The sequence below is a fragment of the Kitasatospora sp. NPDC049285 genome (genome assembly GCF_040678815.1).
Taxonomy (GTDB): Bacteria; Actinomycetota; Actinomycetes; order Streptomycetales; family Streptomycetaceae; genus Kitasatospora.
In genome coordinates, this window is record NZ_JBFAQR010000050.1 from 38,422 (window position 1) to 57,805 (window position 19,384).

17 protein-coding genes are annotated in these 19,384 nt (G+C 73.5%); 14 read left to right on the forward strand and 3 right to left on the reverse strand.

Features of this window, described 5'->3' with window-relative positions; genetic code table 11:
• Positions 1 to 55: 55 nt before the first annotated feature.
• Positions 56 to 2,923: a BTAD domain-containing putative transcriptional regulator gene (locus AB0K51_RS26180; RefSeq protein ID WP_363459588.1), complete on the reverse strand. Its 2,868-nt coding sequence runs from the start codon at positions 2,921 to 2,923 to the stop codon at positions 56 to 58.
• A 231-nt stretch (positions 2,924 to 3,154) separates the two neighbouring features.
• Positions 3,155 to 5,911 carry a BTAD domain-containing putative transcriptional regulator gene (locus AB0K51_RS26185; protein WP_363459589.1) on the reverse strand — a complete coding sequence of 919 codons (2,757 nt, stop codon included), beginning with the start codon at positions 5,909 to 5,911 and terminating at the stop codon, positions 3,155 to 3,157.
• Positions 5,912 to 6,053: 142 nt separating this feature from the next.
• Here AB0K51_RS26185 and AB0K51_RS26190 point away from each other — a divergent pair, with 142 nt between their 5' ends.
• The 4 genes from AB0K51_RS26190 (at position 6,054) to AB0K51_RS26205 (ending at position 9,653) form a co-directional block, all read left to right on the forward strand.
• Positions 6,054 to 6,449 carry a hypothetical protein gene (locus AB0K51_RS26190; protein ID WP_363459590.1) on the forward strand — a complete coding sequence of 132 codons (396 nt, stop codon included), beginning with the start codon at positions 6,054 to 6,056 and terminating at the stop codon, positions 6,447 to 6,449.
• 146 nt (positions 6,450 to 6,595) lie between these two features.
• Complete coding sequence (locus AB0K51_RS26195; RefSeq protein ID WP_363459591.1) at positions 6,596 to 7,360, forward strand: enoyl-CoA hydratase/isomerase family protein; 765 nt, start codon at positions 6,596 to 6,598, stop codon at positions 7,358 to 7,360.
• Positions 7,361 to 7,395: 35 nt separating this feature from the next.
• Positions 7,396 to 8,640, forward strand: a complete 1,245-nt coding sequence (locus tag AB0K51_RS26200; RefSeq protein WP_363459592.1) for a cytochrome P450 — start codon at positions 7,396 to 7,398, stop codon at positions 8,638 to 8,640.
• Positions 8,637 to 9,653, forward strand: coding sequence for a hypothetical protein (locus AB0K51_RS26205; RefSeq protein ID WP_363459593.1), 1,017 nt, complete (start codon positions 8,637 to 8,639; stop codon positions 9,651 to 9,653). The genes AB0K51_RS26200 and AB0K51_RS26205 overlap by 4 nt, the downstream gene beginning before the upstream one ends.
• Before the next feature lie 33 nt (positions 9,654 to 9,686).
• Here AB0K51_RS26205 and AB0K51_RS26210 read toward each other — a convergent pair whose 3' ends face one another.
• Entirely contained in the window at positions 9,687 to 10,556 is an 870-nt protein-coding gene (locus tag AB0K51_RS26210; protein ID WP_363459594.1) for a type 1 glutamine amidotransferase domain-containing protein, read from the reverse strand.
• 186 nt (positions 10,557 to 10,742) lie between these two features.
• Here AB0K51_RS26210 and AB0K51_RS26215 point away from each other — a divergent pair, with 186 nt between their 5' ends.
• The 10 genes from AB0K51_RS26215 to AB0K51_RS26260 all read left to right on the forward strand — a co-directional run.
• The gene (locus AB0K51_RS26215; protein ID WP_363459595.1) at positions 10,743 to 11,138 is read left to right on the forward strand and encodes a hypothetical protein; all 396 of its coding nucleotides are present in this window, start codon (positions 10,743 to 10,745) and stop codon (positions 11,136 to 11,138) included.
• A 90-nt stretch (positions 11,139 to 11,228) separates the two neighbouring features.
• Entirely contained in the window at positions 11,229 to 12,605 is a 1,377-nt protein-coding gene (eccD, locus tag AB0K51_RS26220) for a type VII secretion integral membrane protein EccD (protein WP_363459596.1), read from the forward strand.
• A 93-nt stretch (positions 12,606 to 12,698) separates the two neighbouring features.
• Positions 12,699 to 14,153 (forward strand): type VII secretion protein EccB, encoded by a 1,455-nt coding sequence (gene eccB, locus AB0K51_RS26225; RefSeq protein WP_363459597.1) that lies wholly within the window; start codon positions 12,699 to 12,701, stop codon positions 14,151 to 14,153.
• A 106-nt stretch (positions 14,154 to 14,259) separates the two neighbouring features.
• Complete coding sequence (locus AB0K51_RS26230; RefSeq protein ID WP_363459598.1) at positions 14,260 to 14,610, forward strand: hypothetical protein; 351 nt, start codon at positions 14,260 to 14,262, stop codon at positions 14,608 to 14,610.
• Between the two features lie 31 nt (positions 14,611 to 14,641).
• The gene (locus AB0K51_RS26235; RefSeq protein ID WP_363459599.1) at positions 14,642 to 14,935 is read left to right on the forward strand and encodes a WXG100 family type VII secretion target; all 294 of its coding nucleotides are present in this window, start codon (positions 14,642 to 14,644) and stop codon (positions 14,933 to 14,935) included.
• A 144-nt stretch (positions 14,936 to 15,079) separates the two neighbouring features.
• Positions 15,080 to 15,628, forward strand: a complete 549-nt coding sequence (locus tag AB0K51_RS26240) for a hypothetical protein (protein WP_363459600.1) — start codon at positions 15,080 to 15,082, stop codon at positions 15,626 to 15,628.
• A 22-nt stretch (positions 15,629 to 15,650) separates the two neighbouring features.
• Complete coding sequence (locus AB0K51_RS26245) at positions 15,651 to 17,897, forward strand: hypothetical protein (protein ID WP_363459601.1); 2,247 nt, start codon at positions 15,651 to 15,653, stop codon at positions 17,895 to 17,897.
• 171 nt (positions 17,898 to 18,068) lie between these two features.
• Complete coding sequence (locus AB0K51_RS26250; protein ID WP_363459602.1) at positions 18,069 to 18,632, forward strand: YbaB/EbfC family nucleoid-associated protein; 564 nt, start codon at positions 18,069 to 18,071, stop codon at positions 18,630 to 18,632.
• Positions 18,625 to 18,933, forward strand: coding sequence for a hypothetical protein (locus AB0K51_RS26255; RefSeq protein WP_363459603.1), 309 nt, complete (start codon positions 18,625 to 18,627; stop codon positions 18,931 to 18,933). The genes AB0K51_RS26250 and AB0K51_RS26255 overlap by 8 nt, the downstream gene beginning before the upstream one ends.
• Positions 18,934 to 19,015: 82 nt before the next feature.
• Positions 19,016 to 19,384: hypothetical protein (locus tag AB0K51_RS26260; RefSeq protein ID WP_363459604.1), on the forward strand; the 369-nt coding region annotated here is incomplete at its 3' end.

Here is a 19,384-nt window from a genome sequence, read left to right on the forward strand (position 1 = left end):
ACGCCGTCCCGTGGGTGCCGTTGGCGGGCGCGCCCAGGCGTTGGCCGCCGACCCGTCAGGCGTTGGCGGCGGGCAAGGAGGCGTGGGGCGGGACGGGGTCGGAGGCGGACGCGGGGTCGGCCTCGGCCTCGGTCAGGCGGCGCAGGTCCTCGGCGATCCGGGCGGAGGCCGCCGCGTCGTGCCGTTCGGCGGCCAGCTCGGCGGCCCGGCGCAGGTGGACGAGAGCCTCGGTGCGGCGCCCGAGGCCCTCCAGCAGCGTGGCGTAGCGCCACTCGGCGGTGGCGAGCACCCTGGTGTGCCCGAGATCGGCGGCGGCGGTGATCGCCTCCGCCCACAGCTGCTCGGACTCGTCGTCCCGGCCGAGTCGGCGCTGCGCGTCCGCCTCGCTGACCAGCGCGGTCAACGCGGTGTTGGAGGTGGGCAGGTCGGCCAGGATGGTGCGGGCCTGGCGGGCCCGGTCGAGGGCGGCGGCGTTCTTGCCGCAGGCCAGCAGCGCCTCCGCCATGGTGGCCAGGGTGAGGCCCTCGGCCCGGGCGTCGCCGAGTCGGCGGCTCTCCTCGAGCGCGAGTTCGAAGACGTCGGCGGCGAACTCGTGCTGCCCGAGCGCGGCCTCGGCGACACCGAGCGCCAGCCGGCTGCGCACCAGGTCGACGGAGAGCTCCAACGCCTCCTGGTACTGCACCGCCTGGCGCAGGTGGCGGACCGCCTCGCCGGGCCGGCCGCGCTCGGTGAGCGCCGCACCGACGGCTGCCGTCATCCGGCCGACCGCGACCGGTTCGCCGGACCGCTCCGCCGCCCGCAGACCCGCCTGGACGCAGGACAGCCACGCCGAGACCGTGCCGGTGCCGTGGTAGAGGGTCACCGCGGCGTCGGCGAGCCGCCAGGCCGGCCCGTACGCCCGCTCGGTGCTCGCGGACTCCACCAGGGCGCGCAGCGTGGGCTCCTCGCGGCGGAACCAGTCCAGTGCCTGCCCGGCGTCGGCGAGCGCCGGCAGCGACGGCTCGGAGCCGCCGGCCGGCGGCGGGCCACCGCGGTGCAGGGTCGTGAAGGAGCCGGCCCGGACGGTCGCCGCCAGGTAGTAGTCGAGCAGCCGTTCGGCGGCCTGCTGCCGCTCCTCGGCGGTCAGGTCGTGCTCGCCGAGCCGCGCCGAGTACAGCCGCACCAGGTCGTGGCAGGTGAACCGGCCCGGGCTGACCTCCGTCACCAGGTGGAAGACCGCCAGGATGCCCAGCGCGGCCCGGGCGACCTGCTCGTTGGCGCCGAGCAACGCGGCCGCGGCCGGGGCGTCGATCTCCACCCCGGGATGGAGGGCGAGCCGGGTGAGCAGCCGCACGGCGTCCGGGCTGAGCTGGTGCAGGGTCGCGCCGAGCGCCGCGGTGACGCTGGACTCGCCCGCCGTGTCGAGGAGTTCGAGGCGCATCCGCTCGTCCTCCAGTTCCTCGACCAGGTCGCCGATCAGCCAGGCCGGACGAGCGGTCAGCCGGGCCACCGCGATCCGCAGCGCCAGCGGCAGCCGGTCGCACAGCTCGACCAGCCGCAGCGTCATCTCCGGCTCGGCGCGCACCCGTTCGCCGCCGACCAGGCGCTCCACCAGCTCGATCGCGTCGGAGACCGGCAGCGCGCCCAGCGACAGCGTCGCCGCGCCGTCCAGCACGACCAGGTCGCTCAGCACGTTGCGGCTGGTCACCACCATCGAACTGCCCGAGCCGGCCGGGATCAGCGGCCGTACGGTGTCCGCGCGCCCCACGTTGTCGAGCACCACCAGCAGCCGCAGCGACTGGGTGACCGAGCGGTACAGGTCCTCGGCGCGGGCGGGCTCGTCCGGGATCTGGGGCTCGGGTACGCCCAGTGCCTGCAGGAAGGTCCGGCACACCTCGTGCGGCTCGACCGGGCTGCCGCGGTCCAGGCCGCGCAGGTCGGCGAAGAGCTGGCCGTCCGGGAAGCCGTCGGCCCGCTGGTGCGCCCACCGCAGCACCGTCGTGCTCTTCCCCGACCCGGCCGCGCCGGTCACCACCGCCAGGCCGCCGCCGTCGCCGTCCGCGCCGAGCTGCTCGTCCAGCCAGTCCGTCTCCGCGTCACGGCCGACCAGCCCGCCCTGCAGCCGTGGCAGTTGACGGGGCACCTGGGTTCGCGCCGCCGCCACCGGCGCGGGCGCCGACGACCGGGCCGGTGGCGTGGGGGAGGGGGCGACCGGCTCCTCGGAGCCGGCCTGGTCGAGCACCTCGGCCAGCGCGCCCTGCAGGGCCGGGCCCGGCACCACGCCGAGCTGGTCGGCGAGCAGCCGCCGGCAGCGGTGGTAGGCGGTCAGCGCCTCCGCCTGGCGGCCCTCCTGAAGCAGCGCCAGCATCAGCAGCCGCACCAGCGGCTCGCGCAGCCCGTCCTCGCGCAGCGCCGCCTCGATCGCGCCGGTCGCCTCGCCGGCCCGGCCGAGCGTCAGCAGCCGCTGCGCCCACTCCTCCAGGGTGCGCAGCCGGGCCTCGGCGAGGTCGTTGCCCCAGCGGGTCCGCAGTTCGCCCTCCGGGACGCCGGTCAGCGGCTCGCCGCGCCACAGTGCGAGGGCCTGGCCGAGCAACTCGGTGGCCTGCTCGTCGGGAGCGGTGCGGGCCTCGGCGATCAGCCGGTCGAACCGCCGCGCGTCTACCTGCTCCTCGTCACCGCGCAGCAGGTAGCCGGGGGCCTGGGTGACCACGGTCAGTGACGTGCCGTCACAGAGCTTGCGCAGTCCGGCGATGTGGCCCTGCAGCGCGGCGCGGGCCTGCGGCGGCGGGTCGCCGTCCCACACCAGGTCGAAGAAACGTTCCACCGGGACGACGCGGTTGATCTCCAGGGCGAGCAGGGCGAGTACCGACCGCCGCTTACCGGCCGGTACGTCCAGGGTGTCGCCAGTCGATGAGGTGAACTCCACCGATCCCAGCAGCGACACCCTCACACCGACCACACCCCATTCACATCGCCCACTGTCCGCCCGCCGCACGCAGACCGAACGGCCGGCGGACCGGGTGACCCGCTCCGACCTGCACCGTTCTGACAGATCGAAGATTCCGCACCTAGCGTTGCCACGTCAAGGGAGCCGCTGAAAAGACCTCAAAACGCTATCTGACCTGCGACGAATTTCTTCACCGTATGCCCACGGTTCATCCGCGCCGGACCGGTTTCACGAGCCGCGCACGCCCTCGGCCGCCGCCAGCTCCCGCCGGGCCTGCTCGGCCAGCGGCGACCCCGCTCGCACCAGCTGGTCGACCGCGAGCCGCAGATGCTTCCTGGCCTCGGCCGCCCGGCCGCCGGCGAGCAACAGCTCCGCCAGCAGCCGGTGCCCCTCCGGTTCCCGCGCGGTGTAGCCGAGCCGCCCGAGGACCGCCGTCGCCTCCTCGGCCGGCGCCAGGGCCTGCTCCGCCCGGCCGAGCCGGGCCAGCACCTGGGCACGCAGCAGCACCAGCCACACCCGCTCGTTGTCCTTCGCGCCCGGCAGCAGCGCCAGTGAGGCGTCCGCGTCCGCGAGCGCCTGCTCCAGTTGCCCGCCCGCGAGCCGGGCCCGGCCCAGGTGGTACAGCGCCACCGACTTGGTGCGATCGTCGCCGAGCTCGTCCGCCAGGCGCCCCGCGCTCTCGAACGCGGCCGCGGCCCGCTCCGGCGGCGCCCCGCACTCCAGGTAGCCGACGCCGAGCCGCATGAAGGTGACCAGCCGGTCGCGCGGGTCGCTGAGCTGAGCGTCCATGTCGCGGGCCCGCTCCAGGAAGCTCACCCCCTGCTCGGCCCGGCCCGCCCCGATCAGCGCCACCCCCAGCGCACTGCGCGCGTGTGCCACGCCCGCGCCGGGCCGCACCGCCATCGCCGCGGCCAGGCCGTCCCGGCACACCGCCACCCAGGAGTCGGCCGGACCGGCCAGGTAGTAGAAGATGTACGCGTTCTGAGCCAGTCGGTAGGCCCCGTCGTGGTCGCCGCGGGTCAGCGCCTGCTGCACCACCGCCCGCACCAGCGGCTCGTTCCCGGCGAACCAGGCCACCGCGCCGGCCGGCGAGTCGATCGCCCGGGGCAGGCCGGCGTTCGCCGCCGCTGCGGGCTCCAGCAACTGCCGGTAGGGAGTCAGCGGCCCCGCGCCCGCGTACGTCGCGGCCACGCAGTACTCGGTCAGCCGCCGCCAGACGGCGCCGACCACCGCCGGGTCCGCCGTCTCCGCCAGGAGTTGACGGGCGTACAGGCCGACCAGGCTGTGCCGGCGGAACCGGCCGGGGCGGGGCTCCTCCAGCAGGTGCATCGCCGCCAGCACGCCCAACGCGTGCCGCGCCTCCGCCAGGCTCTGGCCGAGCAGTGCGGCCGCCGTGCAGGCGTCCAACTCCTCCACCGGCAGGACCCCGAGCAGGGCCAGCAACCGGGCCGCCTCCGGCGGCAGCAGACGGCCCGTCACCGCGATCGCCGCCCGTACCCCGACTCCGCCCGGCACCGCCAGCCCGGACAGCCGGTGCCGCTCGTCCTCGATCTCCGCGACGGTCTGCGCGATGCTCCACTGCGGACGGGTCACCAGCCGCGAGGCGGAGATCCGCAGCGCCAGCGGCAGATGGTCGCACAGCTCGACCCAGCGCCGGGCCGACTCCGGCTCCGCCGCCACCCGGTCCACGCCGGCCACCGCCGCGACCAGCGCCACCGCGTCCGCGGCGGGCAGCGGCGACAGCGCCACCCGGCGGGCACCCTCCCGCAACTCCAGCTCGGAGAGCGCCGAACGGCTGGTCACCACCGCCAGACTGCCCGAGCCGGACGGCAGCAGCCCGCGCACGCTCGCCGCGTCCCGCGCGTTGTCCAGCACCACCAGCAGCCGGCGCCGGGCCAGCAACGACCGCAGCATCGCCGCCCGTTCGCCGGGCTGGGTCGGCAGCTGCCCGCCGCTCACGCCGAGCGCGTGCAGGAACCCGGAGACCACCGCGTCGACGCGCTCCGGATCGCCCTCGTCGAACCCCCGCAGATCCGCGAAGAGCTGACCGTCCGGGAACCGCTCCGCCACCCGGTGCGCCCAGCGCACCACCAGGGCGGTCTTGCCCACGCCCGCCGGTCCGACCACCGCCAGCACCCCCGGGCCCGCGGCGGCGGCCCGGTCCAGCTCCGCCAGCTCCGCCTCCCGGCCGACGAACCCGCCGGTGCGGCGCGGCAGTTGACGGGGCACCAGGGCCGGACCCGCGGCAGGTGCCGCGGGCTCGGGCCGGACGCTGATTCGGGCCAGTGCGTCGAGCAGCTGCGGGCCCGGCTGCGCGCCGAGCTCGTCGGCCAGGCCCTCCCGGGTCTGCTCGTACAGCTCGACGGCCTCGGCGGTGCGGCCCGTCTGGTGCAGACACAGCATCAGCAGCCGCACCAGCGGCTCGCGCAGCGCGTGAGCCCGCACGGCCATGGTCAGCGCCGGGACGACCTGCCCGGCCCGGCCGAGCCGCAGCATCCGCTCCGCGTACGCCTCGATCGCCCGCATCCGCCGCTCGGACAGCCGGCGCGCCAGCGGCGGGCACACCACCTCGCCGTTCGGGCCGGTCAACCCGTCGCCGCGCCAGGACTTGACGGCGGCCAGCAGCAGTCGCGCCGCCTCCTCGTCGTCGCGCACCGCCCGTGCCTCGTCGAAGCGGTCCTCGAAGCGGCAGGAGTCGACCCGGGCCCGGTCGCCCTCCAGCCGGTAGCCGCCCGGCGTGCTGACCAGGTGAAGACCCTCGCCGAGCAGCTTGCGCAGCGCCGCGACGTGTCCCTGCAGGGCGGCCCGGGCGGTCGGCGGGGGTTCGCCCGCCCACACCTGGTCGGCCAGCGACTCCACCGTCACGGCCTCGTTGAGGTGTACCGCCAGCACGGCGAGCACCGCCCAGCGCCGCGCGCCGCCCACGGCGAGCACCGCGCCGCTCTCGGTGCGCAGTTCGACCGGGCCCAGCACCAGGACGTCCACAGATCTCCTGCCATCTCGTGTCGCCCCCGGGTGCGACCGACACTACCGGCCGGCGGGTCAGGAGTGAACCACTGGGACGGCCCTTCTCGTTGTGCGGAACAGGGGGGACGGACCCGTCGACGACTGTTCAGGGGGTGGCCACGTGAGGTTCGGCCGACGGATCGAGGCGGACGCGGTCCGCCTGATGATCGGCAGCTGGCAGCCGGTGGAGCTGCCGCCCGACACCCCGGACGACCGACCGGTCGGCGGACTCGACCTGCCGCCCGCCGACGCCTCCGCCGTCATCCGCGAGGCGCGCAACGTGCTCGCCCTCGGCGGCGACCCCGACCCGAGGCTGGTCGCCGTCGCCCGCACCGCGCCCGGCTTCGCGGCGCTGTGCCGGATCTCCGGTGCCCTCGTCGTCGACGAGCACCCCTCCGTCGGCGGGTGGAGCCCCGTCGAACGTCGAGCCGTCACCGAATGGGTCGCCGTCCTGATCGCCAGACTCGGCGCGGAAGGAGTGGAACGCCTGGTGGAACGCCTCGCGGCCGGGCGCTGACCCGCCGTCGGCAGCCGCCGGAGAACTCGTCGAAATTTCCTTCGACGAGGCTGAACCACCCGACCCTCGCGGCCCGTTCGACCGTGAGGAGCGGAGCGTCCCCAAAAACGGACCCCGCCGGACGTGAGGGAAGAGGTGGGCGTGCCGTGTCCGCAGGCAGCGCCATTGTGGTGGACGTCGACGGCCCGCTGATGCGCGTCGTCGTCAACCGGCCGGACCGGGCCAACGCCCTCGACCGCGCAGCCCTGCGTGACCTCGCCGCCGTCTTCGAAAGCCTCTCCGAACGCCCCGCGATCCGGGTCGTCACCCTGCGCGGAGCCGGACCCTCGTTCTGCACCGGCGTCGACCTCGCCGAACCCGGCACCGACCACCCCGACGCCGCCGCCGAACAGGCCGCCCTCTCCGCCCGCGCCGTCGCCGCCGTCACCGCCGCACCCGCCGTCACCCTCGCCCGGGTCCACGGCGCCGCCACCGGACTCGGCCTGTCCCTCGCCGTCGCCTGCGACCTGCGCCTCGCCGACGAGGACGCCGTCTTCCGGCTCCCCGAACTGTACGTCCGTCAACCGCCCTGCTGGGGCGATGCGTTGACGCGTCTGGTGGCCGAGATCGGACCCGCCCGGGCCCGCGAGCTCGTCCTGCTCGGCGAACGCGTCGACGCCGCCACCGCCACCCGCTACGGCCTGGTCAACCGCACCGGCCCCACCGAGCTCATCGACCGCCTGGAAAGCCGCTGGACCCGCCGCCTGGCCCGCGCCGCCCCGGCGGGCGTCCTGCTGGCCAAAGCGCGACTGCGCGCCCAGGAACCGCCCGGCCGGCCCGACGACAGCCTCACCGAGGCCGAACTCGCCGCCGTCCACGCCGACCAGCGGGCCCGCGCCGACCACCCGGACGCCCAGCGCGCGCCGTGGTGACACCCGCCCGTCCCATCCAGCTACGGAGACCGCAGATGACCGACACCCCCGTGCTCGTCCCGCTCGATCCGCACGCCGCCGACCGCGACGCGGAACGCACCCGCCTGGTCGCCGCCGGCCCCGTCGCCCGGGTCGAACTCCCCGGCGGCGTCCGGATGTGGGCCGTCACGCACCAGGACGCCGCCCGCCGACTCCTCACCGACGCCCGCTTCGTCAAGGACGTCAACCGCTGGGGCGCCTGGCAGCGCGGCGAGATCCCCGAAGGCTGGTCGCTCACCGCCGCCGTCAACCCCGGCCGCAGCGTGGTCACCGTCGACGGCGCCGACCACCGCCGCCTGCGCTCCCTCACCGCCGCCGCCCTGACCCCCGGCCGGGTCGACGCGCTGCGGCCCCGGATCACCGAGGTCACCGACGAACTCCTCGACCACCTGGCCGGCCACGGCACCGAGGTCGTCGACCTGAAGAGCGCGTTCGCGTTCCCGCTGCCGATGAACGTGATCGGCGAACTCTGCGGCCTCGACCGCGCGGACACCGGCGACCTGCGCCGCCTCTACGACTCGCTGTTCTCCTCCGTCGCCGGCCCCGCCGAGGTGATGGCCACCATCGCCGCCCTGCGGGCCTTCTACACCCGGGTCCTCGACGACAAGCGCGCCCACCCCGGCGACGACCTGGCCAGCGCCCTGCTCGCCGCCGGCGAGGGCGGCGAACGCTTCACCGACGAGGAAGTCCAGGGCACCCTCTCCGTGATGGTCGCGGCCGGCCACGAGACCACCGTCAACCTGATCGTCAACGCCGTCCGCGCGCTCTGCGGCCACCGCGACCAGCTCGACCTGCTGCTCACCGGCCGGGCCGACTGGACCGCCGCCGTCGAGGAGACCCTGCGCTGGGCCTCCCCGGTCAACAACTTCCTCGCCCGCTACGCCACCGAGGACATCGACCTGGCCGGCACCCTCGTCGAGGAGGGCGAAGCCGTGCTGGTCGCGTACGGCGCGCTCGGCCACGACCCCGCCGAACACGGCCCCGACGCCGACCGCTTCGACGTCACCCGCCCGGCCACCCGCAACCTCGCCTTCGGCCACGGCCCGCACATCTGCCCCGGCTCGCACCTGGCCCGCCTCGAAGCCGCGATCGCCCTCCCCGCCCTGTTCGAGCGCTACCCCGAGCTGCACCTCGCCGTCCCCGACGCCGAGCTGGCCCCCAGCCCCGCCATCGCGCTGAACAGCCTCCAGGCGCTCCCCGTGCGCCTCCACCGCCAGCACGGCCCGGAGAGCGGAGCGTGAGAGCAGCCGCCACCGTCCTGCGGCCCGCCGGGCCCGTCGCCACCCGCCCCGCAGCGACCCGCCCGCTCGGTCAACTCGCCGACTCGGTCGGCGAGTTCACCTTCGCCGGCAGCTGCGGCCGGATCCGGCGCACCGTCGACTCCGCCCCCCGCTACGACGCGATCGCCCGCCTGCTGACCGACCACGTGCGCGGCGAGCCGCTCAGCCAAGCGCTCGCCGCCCGCGGACCCGCCGCCCTCACCGGCTACGCCGAAGCGATCGCCCGGGCCACCGACGAGGTCCTGCTCTGCGGCTGCGGCCGGGTCGGCCACGAACAGGCCGCCGAAGCCGCCATGGGCGCCTGCCTGTGGCACGTCCTGGCCCCGTCGCCCGCGATCCTCGTCCAGCTGCACGCCCGCGCCGCCGACGACTCGCCCACCCGGACCGCCTACCGCCACCGTCCGGCCCACACCAGGCTGCGCGCCGCGGCGGCCACCGTCCTGCGCCCCGGCCACCTGCTGCACCACCCCGACGGGCACCCGCTGTGGTCCACCCGGCCCGCCCCGCCCGGCGGCCCCGCCGAGCAGCTGGCCCGCCGCGCCACCCGCCGCACCCTCGGCGCCCGCATCCCCGACACCGACCACGCCCGCACCGTCAAAGCGCTCGCCGAATCCGTCCTCACCGACTGCGACTGGGCCGCAGACAGCCGCGCCCTGCGCAGCCTCGGCTCCCGCTGGCGCGAACTCTTCGACGCCGCCACCGCCACCGCTCCCGACCTCGGCACCAGCCACGACGAGCTGCGGGACCTGCTGACCCGCACCTGGCACGCCGTCACCGCCGAACCCGACCCCACCCTCCTGCCCGACACCGACCAGGCCCTCCGCCGCACCCACCGCCTGCCCGCCGCGTCCGGCCGCACCCTCCACCGCGCCTTCCTCGGCCTCGCCACCACCATGATCGAACTCACCGGGCTCGGCCCCTACACCCGAGCGACCGAAGGCACCGCCGCGGTCCATCGCGCCTCCCACGGCTGAAGGCGTGGACCGCAGCGGGTGCCCGACGGTCCGTCAGCCGGTCGCCGTCTCCGTCAGCACCTCGGCGAACACCGCCGCGAAGGTGTGCGCGTCACCCGGCCAGCGGGCGGAGACGTAGCGCCCGTCCCGGACCACGAAGGCGGGGCGGGCGTCCGACGGGGTGTCACGGTGCCGACCGGCGAGCTTGCGCCGGGCGTCGGGGTCGGTGCCCGGGACGTCCAGGAAGTCGGCGGGGGAGGCCAGGAAGCGGGTGACCTCCTGCTGCACCGACATGTAGCCCGCGGGGTTGCCGGGGCCGTCGGGGTAGGTGCGGTAGTAGTCGGGCTCCCAGAAGCGGGTGCGGCGGGCGACCCGCCAGGCGCGGCCCTCCAGGGACCAGGTGAGGGCGGTGGTACGGCGGCCGTGGAGGACGGAGCGGCCCGTCGCGGGGTCGGCGCTGCGCGCGGCGAGCAGCACGCCGTGGCAGATCGCCGCGACCGGCAGGTCCCGGGCGAAGGCGGTGGCGACCAGCGACTGCAGGTCGGCGCTCTCCAGGAACTCCCGCATGCCGCGCGCCCGGTGACCGCCCGGCAGGAGCAGCCCGTCCACGCCGTCCAGCGTCGACCCGGACCAGGTGGCGGGCGCGCGGTACGCGGGGTCCGCGGTCATCTCGGCGTACGCCCGCCGAGCCGCGGCGTCGGCGCGCAGTGCGCGGCCGACCAGCACCAGGCGGCCCAGGCCCGGCACCCGGGCCCACGGGTCGAGGCCGCGGCCGGTGACCATCAGGTCGTCGGCGACGCCCGGCCGGCCGTCCGGGGTGGCGAAGCGCACCGTGTGGCCGGCGTCGGTGAGGACCCGCCAGCTGACGGCGGCCTCGGAGGGGTCGAAGTCACGGCTGGGCAGGGGCATGAGTACGGTCGCCACGGCGATACCTCGGTTCGGGGCAGGAGTTGCGAGGCCCGGCGGCAGCAGCCACCGGTCCGGACCGCTCGGCGCGGGTCCTCAGGAGAGTACGTGCCGCGGCCCGCCACGGGTTTGGTACGGACCTGTCGGCAGTCCGCCCCGGTCGCTACTGTGGGGTAGGTACACCAGGACTGCCGAGGGGGCCGAGTGAACCGGGACGAGCGCGAGGACGAGGTGCGCCTCCTGCTGCGCGACTGGCTGGAGGCCCCGCGCCCGGCCGCGGACGCCCAGCTCGACGTGCCCGCGCTGGACGTCCCGCCGGGCGACGCCGCCACGCTGATCGGGGCCGTCCGCGACCTGCTCGGCCCGACCGCCCGGCACGCCGCCCCGCGCGAGCTCAGCACCCTCGCGGACCGCCGCTTCACCGAACTGCGGCTGCTCGCCGAGTCGCTGGTCCTCGACGAGCACCCCTCCGTCGGCAGTTGGAGCCTGCCCGACCGGTACCAGGCCGGCTGCTGGCTCGCCGTGCTGATCGAACGCCGCGGCGACGCGGGCGTCGAACACCTGCTGGACGTCCTGCGCCGCTCCGCCGCCCGCCGGTGAACTGAACCCCGCACCCTGCCCGTTCCGCTGTCCGGAGGCGCTTCGGCGCGAGGCGCCCGACGGCGCGTGGACGGCGGGAAGGACGGGGCAGTGAGCAGCAGTACCGTGGCAGGACTGTGCCGATTGAGGTTCCACGGTCCGGAGAAGGTCTTCGAGCTGTCGGTACCCGCCGACATCCCGCTCGCCGACCTGCTCCCGACGATCATCGGCTACGCGGGGCAGGACCTGGACGAGGACGCCGTCGAGCACGGCGGCTGGGTGCTGCAACGGCTCGGCGAGGAACCGCTCGACGAGGACCAGACACCCGAGGCGCTCAAGCTCAACGACGGCACCGAACTCTTCCTACGGCACCGCCGCGACGCACTGCCGCCGGTCCACTTCGACGACCTGATCGACGGCGTCACCACCGGCATGCAGCAGCGCGCCGACTCCTGGCGACCCGCGATCACCCACCACCTGGCGCTCGGACTGTCGATGCTGTCGCTGGCCGCCGGCCTCGTGCTGCTCGTGCTCCCCGGCCCGCACCAGCCGCGGCTGCTCGCCGCCGCCACCCTCGGCGGACTGCTGCTGCTCGGCGCGGGCAGCGCCTCGCGCGCGGTCGGCGACGGCGCGGCCGGCACCGCACTCGGTGCCGCCGCCGTTCCCTACCTCGCCCTGGCCGGCGCCCTGCTGCCCGCCGGGGCCACCGACCTGACAGCCGCTCGACTGCTCGCGGGCAGCTCCGCCGCCGCGGGCGCCGCCGTGCTGGCGCTCGCCGCCGTGGCCTGCTCGGCGCCGCTGTTCCTCGCCGTGCTCGCCGCCTCCGGCCTCGGCGTGCTCGCCGGAGCGCTCTCCCTCGCCGACCTGGAACCCGGCCACACCGCCGCGCTGCTCGCGGTGGCCGTGGTGATCTTCGGCGCGTTCGCGCCCGGCATCTCCTTCAAGCTCTCCGGACTGCGGCTGCCGCCGCTGCCGCGCACCGCCGACGAACTCCAGGAGAACATCGAGCCGTTCCCGGCCGAGGAGGTACTGGACCGGACCGGAGTCGCCGACGGCTACCTGACGGCCTTTCACCTGGCCATCGGCGCGGCCTGCGTCGGCTGTCTGACCGCGCTGTCGGACCTGACGGGAACCCTCGCCGTCGCGATGACCGCCGCGCTCTCCGTCCTGCTCCTGCTGCACGCCCGTGCCGTCGGCAGCATTCCGCAGCGCCTGGCCATGGTGGTGCCCGGAGTGTACGGGCTCGGGCTGCTCGGCGCGGGCTACGCCGGCGAGCAGGACCCCTCCGGGCGGCTGCTGGTCCTGGCGGGCCTCGCCGCGCTGGCGGCGGTGCTCGCCATCGCCTCCTGGACGGTGCCGGGCCGGCGCCTGCTGCCGTACTGGGGCCGGATCGCCGACGTCCTGCACACCATGGTCGCGCTGAGCCTGCTCCCGCTGGCCCTCGGCGTGGCCGGGGTGTTCGCGCTGGTCCGCGGCCTCAACGGCTGAGCAGCCCCACCGCGCCCACCACCGCACCTGCCGTCGCCGCGCCCGCGCCGTCGTCCCCGCCGTCCCCGCACGCCGTATCCGAGGAGGAGTCAGATGCAGTCCAGGCGCGACCAGGTCCAGGCGCACCTGTTCGTGATGAGCCGGCTCGCCGCAGGCATGCTGCGGGCCGAGCCCGACGCGCCGGACATCCCCACCGGCCGCACCACCCGCGGCGTCCGGAACGGGCTGTTCATCGGCGTCGGCATCGCCCTGATCATGGGCCTGTACGGAGTGATCGTGCCCGGCGGCGCGACCGGCTGGCGCAAACCCGGCACGCTGATCGTGGTCACCGAGACCGGCGCCCGGTTCCTCTACCTCGGCGGTGAACTGCACCCCGTCCTCAACCAGGCCAGCGCCAAACTGATCGCCGGGGAGAAGATGGTGCTCACCGACGTCCGCGAGAAGTCGCTCGGCGACACGCCGCGCGGCGGGGCGGTCGGCATCCTCGGCGCACCCGACGCGCTGCCCTCGGCGAAATCGCTGAGCGGCGACGGCTGGCTGGCCTGCGCCGCCCGGGAGACCACGCCGTCCGGCAGCACCGCCCCCGGACTCGCCCTGGTGATCGCCCCCGACCGGGACGGCAACCCGCTCACCGCCACCGACGGCGTCCTGATCGCCACCCCCGACGGCACCCCCTATCTGCTGCGCCAGGGCAAGCGGCACAAGCTCGACACCGCGAACGGCGCGCCGCGGGCACTCGGCTACTCCGGCACCACGCCCTACCCGGTGACCACCGCCTTCCTCAACGCGCTGCCGGTCGGCGCCGACCTCGCCCCGCCGGACGTCCCCGGACGCGGAACCGACGGACCGTCACTCGCCGGACGCCCCACCAGGATCGGGCAGCTGTTCACCGGACCGGCCGGCGAACACTACCTGCTCGGCCAGGGCGGACTGGAACAGATCACCGCCACGGTCTTCGAACTGCTCCGCGGTGACCCGCGGACCCAGAGCTCGGCCTACGGCAACACCCCGGCGCTCGCCCTGCCGATCGGCGCGGCCGATCTCGCCGACCACCCGCCGGTCGCCACCGCGCACGGCACCGACCTGCCCGCCGAGCCGCCCAAGCTGCTCAACCCCGCCCAGGGGCAGAGCATCTGCGCCGAACTGCGGCCGGCCGCCGCCGGCCCGATCACCCTGGTCACCGTGGTCGACACCGCGGCGCTGGGCGGCCGCGCCCCCAGCCGCGAACCCGGCATCCTGCCCACCTGCACCGAAGCCGACCGGATCGCCGTCCGCCCCGGCGGCGGCGCCCTGGTCCGAGCCCTGTCCGGCGGCGGCACCGGAGCCACCGACTACCTGGTCACCGACAACGGTGTGAAGTACCCGCTGCCCAACAAGGACGCCGAGAAGAAACTCGGCTACGCCGGCGCCATCCCGGTCGGTGTCCCCGACACCCTGCTCACCCTGCTGCCGACCGGCCCCAGCCTGGACCCGGCGGCGCTCGCCAACGGCGGCGTGGTCTCCCGGCTCGCCCCCGCGGATGCCTGCACCCCCGTCAAGGGCGGCTGAACCCACCTGCGGCGCAAGGCCGTTCCACCTGGCGAGGGCTCGGCCGGGCCGCCCCGCACGGCGGCCGCGAAACGGGCCCGAAGACACCACGCACCGAGGAGAACACGTGGCAGGCGAGAACAAGACAGTAGCCATCGATGAGGTACTGCAGCGGTTGCTCCAGCACCTCGACGGCTACGTCAGCCAGATGAGGAGCACCAAGTCCCAGGTCGACGAGCTGATGGGTCGGGTCGGCACCGGGTTCCAGTCCGAGGCCGGTCGGCTGTTCTGCCGCAAGGTCGAGGAGTGGATCATGGGCTACGACACGATCATGCAGAAGTACCAGGCGCTGCACGAGGCCACCCTCGGCTCGAGCTCGGCCCTCGGCCGGGCGACCCAGGACGGCGTCGCGGTCGCCCAGAGCTGGACCACAAGCCCGGGCTACGACGTCGGCGTGGCCACCGTCCTCAACGGCTGATCAACCTCCCAGAACAGAAAGCAGGGTTGCCATGTCCGATCTGGACATCAACGTCGACCACACCGTCGTCACCGAGGCCACCGAGCAGATGAAGGCCTACGCGCACCAGATGCACAGCAGCCTCGAGCAGCTGATGCAGGAACTGATGCCGGCCGTCGACTCCTTCCAGGGTGCGGCGGGCACCGCGTTCCAGGACTTCAAGCGCACCGTGGAGGCGCTGGACACCGCGATGACCACCGAGTTCGACTCCGGTGCCGACCGCCTCGCCGACATGCACGACACGCTGCGCAGCGCCGACCAGCGCAGCGCCCAGCTGTTCGGCTAGCGCCGGCTCGGCCGGACACCCGAGGACCCGACTCGCACCGCGCGAGTCGGGTCCTCACACGTTCCGGGAGGTGAACCGCCGTTCGGCAGGCCGCCGTTCCCCCTGATGACCCCGAACGAGCGCAACGAGAGGACGACCTGCCCGATGGCCACGACGACCGACACCGAGCAGTCGGACGACAAGAAGACCGCGGACGACAAGAAGACCGCGGACGACAAGAAGACCGCGGACGACAAGAAGAAGGTGGATCCCAAGGCTCCGCCGGAGGACGGCAGCTTCAAGGTCACCGACCAGTACCTGGAGGAGTGCGCCAAGAAGGTCGAGGCGTTCCTGAAGGACCTTCAGACCAACCACTGGGTCATGATGCTCCGCGAGGCCTGGGCCCAGGGCAAGCTCACCGGCGACGCCGGGCAGCTGCTGCCCGGCAACCCCGAGGAGCTGGAGAGCATCCGCTCACTGCAGTCGACCTTCCAGGCCTTCTGCAAGCAACTGCTCGACGCGATCGAGTCGTTCGAGCGATCCATGCACGCCACGTTCGTCAGCCTGAAGAACGTCAAGCTGCTGATCCAGAACGCGGCGGACGACACCGTGACGGTCGCCCAGATGTGGGACGTGCTGAACGCCATCAAGTCGGGCTCGGCGAAGCCCGCCTCGTCCGCACCGAGCACCACCACCGAGACCACCACCACCTGAGCCACGGGAAGGGGGCAGCGCCATGGGAGTGCAGAAGTCCTGGGAGGACGCGCTCAAGATCCTGGAAGAGAAGCAGACCCAGGGTCCGACCAACCGGCTCACGGTGGCCGGCGACGGGTCGGCGCGCTGGATCGGCGGGAACGGCAAGAGCTGGGCGGTGAAGCAGTACAACAGCTTCGTCCCGGAGCAGGACCACAGCTTCGACATCTGGTGGTCCACCCAGCTCGTCGACCCGTTCGCGGCCACCGGCACCGCCGGCTACGGCAGCGGCTACGCCTTCGTGGTCGGGTTCAATGCGGACTGGTCGATGTTCGACTCCACGTCGTCGGCGTACAACACGTTCCACAACGACCCGGAGAAGAACCTGGCCCCGCTCATCTCGATGCCGTACAAGAACCGGGTCACCGACCTGTGGACGTTCGACAACGCGGGCGAGATGCTCACCGGCGTCGGCGGCTTCCTGGACACCTGGATTCCCACCTTCAAGACCTGGGCGGAGAGCCTCGACCAGGGCAAGGCCTCCGACTGGAGCGGCAACGCGGCCGGTACCTTCCGCAAGTTCCTCAGCACCCTCACGCTCGCCATGGTGAACGTCAAGACGGACCTCACCGAGCCGACCAACTACGTGCAGGAGCTGCACTCCGCCCGCGAGGAGCTGGGGTCCGCCCAGCTCGCCATGTACAACGCGTACCACGCCTGGATGAGCGAGCGCTGGGCCGGAGCCCTGAACGCCCTGCACGACTCCTTTCTGGAGGCGATGGCCGGTGCCAGCGTCAAGTGGGAGTTCACCTACGACTCCAACTCCGGTGTCTCCAAGCTCACTTCCGCCAAGGTGCTCAGCGCGAGCGGAGAGGACGTCAACTCGCAGGCCTTCTTCGACAAGATCGAGAAGGCCGCGAAGACGAAGTGGATGTCCACCCTCGTCACGCTGGACACGGCGTCCAAGGACGCGTTCTCCAAGCTCGACGACAAGTACACCTCGGTGGCCGGCGCCCTGCGGCGCGGCATCATCCCGCCGAACCTGGAGATGCCCAAGCCGTCCACCTCGGGCACCGGAACGGGCGGGCTGACGGAGCAGGAGCTGCAGGACAAGTACCAGAAGCAGGCCGACGACCAGCAGAAGAAGTACCAGGACGAGCTCGACAAGCTCAAGCAGAGCGGGAGCGCCGACGGCAAGACCGATCCGAACGGCAAGACCGGACCGGACGGTGCGATCCCGGGCCTCGACTCGACCGGCACCGGTACCGGTACCGGAGGAAAGAAGACGGTCTCCGGCACCACCCCGGGCCTGCCCGGCGGAGACCCGAACATCAAGCTGCCCGGGACCTCCACCAGCACCACGACCACCGGCACCGACGGCAGGTCCTCGCTGGTCGACTCGAACGGCAACCCCGTCCTCGACAAGAACAAGCAGCCGATCATGGTGCCGGCCGGCTCCCGGATCGACAAGAACGGCCTGGTCTTCGACTCCTCCGGCAAGCCGGTCCTCGGCCCGGACGGCAAGCAGCTGGTCGCCCCCAAGGGTTCCAGCGTCAAGCAGTCCGACCCGCAGAGCGGCTACACGCCGGACCAGCGGTTCAACCAGATCACCGTCCCCGATGGCGCGAAGATCAGCAACGGTCAGCTGCTGGACGCCAACAACAAGCCGCTGGTCGACTCGAACGGCAACCCGTACGTGCTGCCGAAGGACGCCCAGATCAAGGACGGCGTCCTGCTCGACGGCAACGGCAAGCCGATCGACCGCACCTCGCAGCTGGTGACCAACCAGGAACAGGCGCTGCTCGACGCGCGCAACCAGTACCGGTCCACCACCAGCTCCGGCTACAGCACCGGCACCAGCGGCGTCAGCACCGGATCCGGCTTCGGCAGCGGTGTCACCACCGGCACCGGGTCCGGAGGCTACGGCGGCACCGGCAAGAACAGCACGACCACGGTCGGCGGCAGTTCCCCGCTGCTCAATCCGGAGACCGGGATGAGCCAGAAGGCCGTGGCCGGCGGCGGCGACCCCACCGGCGGTGACGCCCTGCTGCGGGAGACCCAGGCCGAGGCCGAGAAGCGCGCCGCGGCCGCCGCCGAGCAGCAGGCCACCGCCCAGGGCAGCGGCCCCGGCCAGCAGCCCCCGATGATGCCCCCGATGGGCGGAATGGGCGGCATGTCGCCCCAGGGCGGCCCCGGCGGGCAGGCCCGGCAGCGGACCACCTGGCTCGCCGAGGACGAGGAGGCCTGGGGCACCGAGAACAAGTCGGTGAGCGGCGTCATCGGCCGCTGAACCGTTAAGTCCCGGCGGCCCGTTGTGGGGCGGGTCGCCGGTCCCCTGCGGGCGCCCGGCAACCGGGCCGTGGCCGCGGTCGATCCGATCGCGTCCCGGTTCGGTTGATCCCCGGGCGCCCGCTTCTCCGTTCCTATCAGTAGCAACCCGAGAGACCCGAGAGGAGTCGCGATGAACCTGGACGTCGAAGGGCGCATCGAGGCCGCCATGGCCGTGATGCGCGAGCAGCAGCAGAAGATGGCCGCGGCCAAGGCCGAACTGGACAAGGTCACCACCACGGTCACCTCCAAGGACCGCCTGGTCAGCGTCACCGTCGGCCCGCAGGGCCAGGTCACCTCGATCAAGTTCCTCAACACCGCCTACCAGTCGATGGCACCCGCCGAACTCTCCGCCGCCCTGGTCACCGTCCTCAACGAGGCCCGCGGCCGGATGGGCGAGAAGGTGACGCGGCGCATCTCCCAGTTCTCCAACGTCGGCCAACTCGTCCAGGCCGCCGCCGGGTTCGGCGACGACCTGCCCGCCGACCTGGAGGAGCTGATGAAGCCGCTGCGCGCCATGCGACCTGGCTTCGAAGCCGAGGAGGCCGAGGCCAAGCGAACCAAGCAGGAGCAGTTCGAGGCCGAGGAACGCGCCGCCGCCAAGAAGGCCGCCGCCGAGAAGCAGGCCGAGTTCAAGCAGGACGAGCCCAAGCGTCGCCGCAAGTCGGCCCAGAAGCAGGAGGAATTCAGTGGCTAAGAAGCTCAAGGCCCTCAGCGACCTCAAGGCCTACTTCGGCAACTACGAGGACTTCGAGCACCGGCTGAAGAACCTCAACACCAGCATCGTCCACCTCAACAAGCTCAACAAGACCTCGGCCGGCAACGACGACATCGGCAAGCAGTACCACCAGCAGGTGGACAAGCCCACCGAAGACCTCACCAAGACCGTCGGTTACATCGGCACCTCCCTCGGTCGGGTCGGCACCGCCGGCAAGACCACCGCCGATCAGCTCCAGACCGCCGACGACGACGCCTCCAAGAAGTCCAACAACTGGTAACACTCCCTCACCCGGGACCTGCCGCACCCCAGTTGACCCCCCTACCTCGTTCGTAGTTCTCCGCACAAAGGTGGCTGCCGCCATGTCGATCAATCCTTCGCCTGAGATCGCCGGGTTCTTCTCGTTCGTGACGGGGATGCCGTGGCCGGAGGCGGATGAGGATCTGATGCGGTCGGTGGCGGACGACTATTACGCGGTGGCGGACGACCTGAAGGTGTTGGGGGGTTATGTCGGCGAGTTGGTGCCGGTGATTCTGGAGAATTTCGAGGGTGATGCTGCGGAGGCGTTCGTGGCGGCGATCCGGGATCTGGTGGGGCAGGTGTCGGGTGGGGATGTGATGGCGGAGACCGCGGATTTGTCGCGGGAGTTGGGGGATGTGGCGCGGCAGGTCGCGAATCAGGTCGAGTACACGAAGCTGATGGCGATTCTGCAGGTGGTGCAGTTGGTGCTG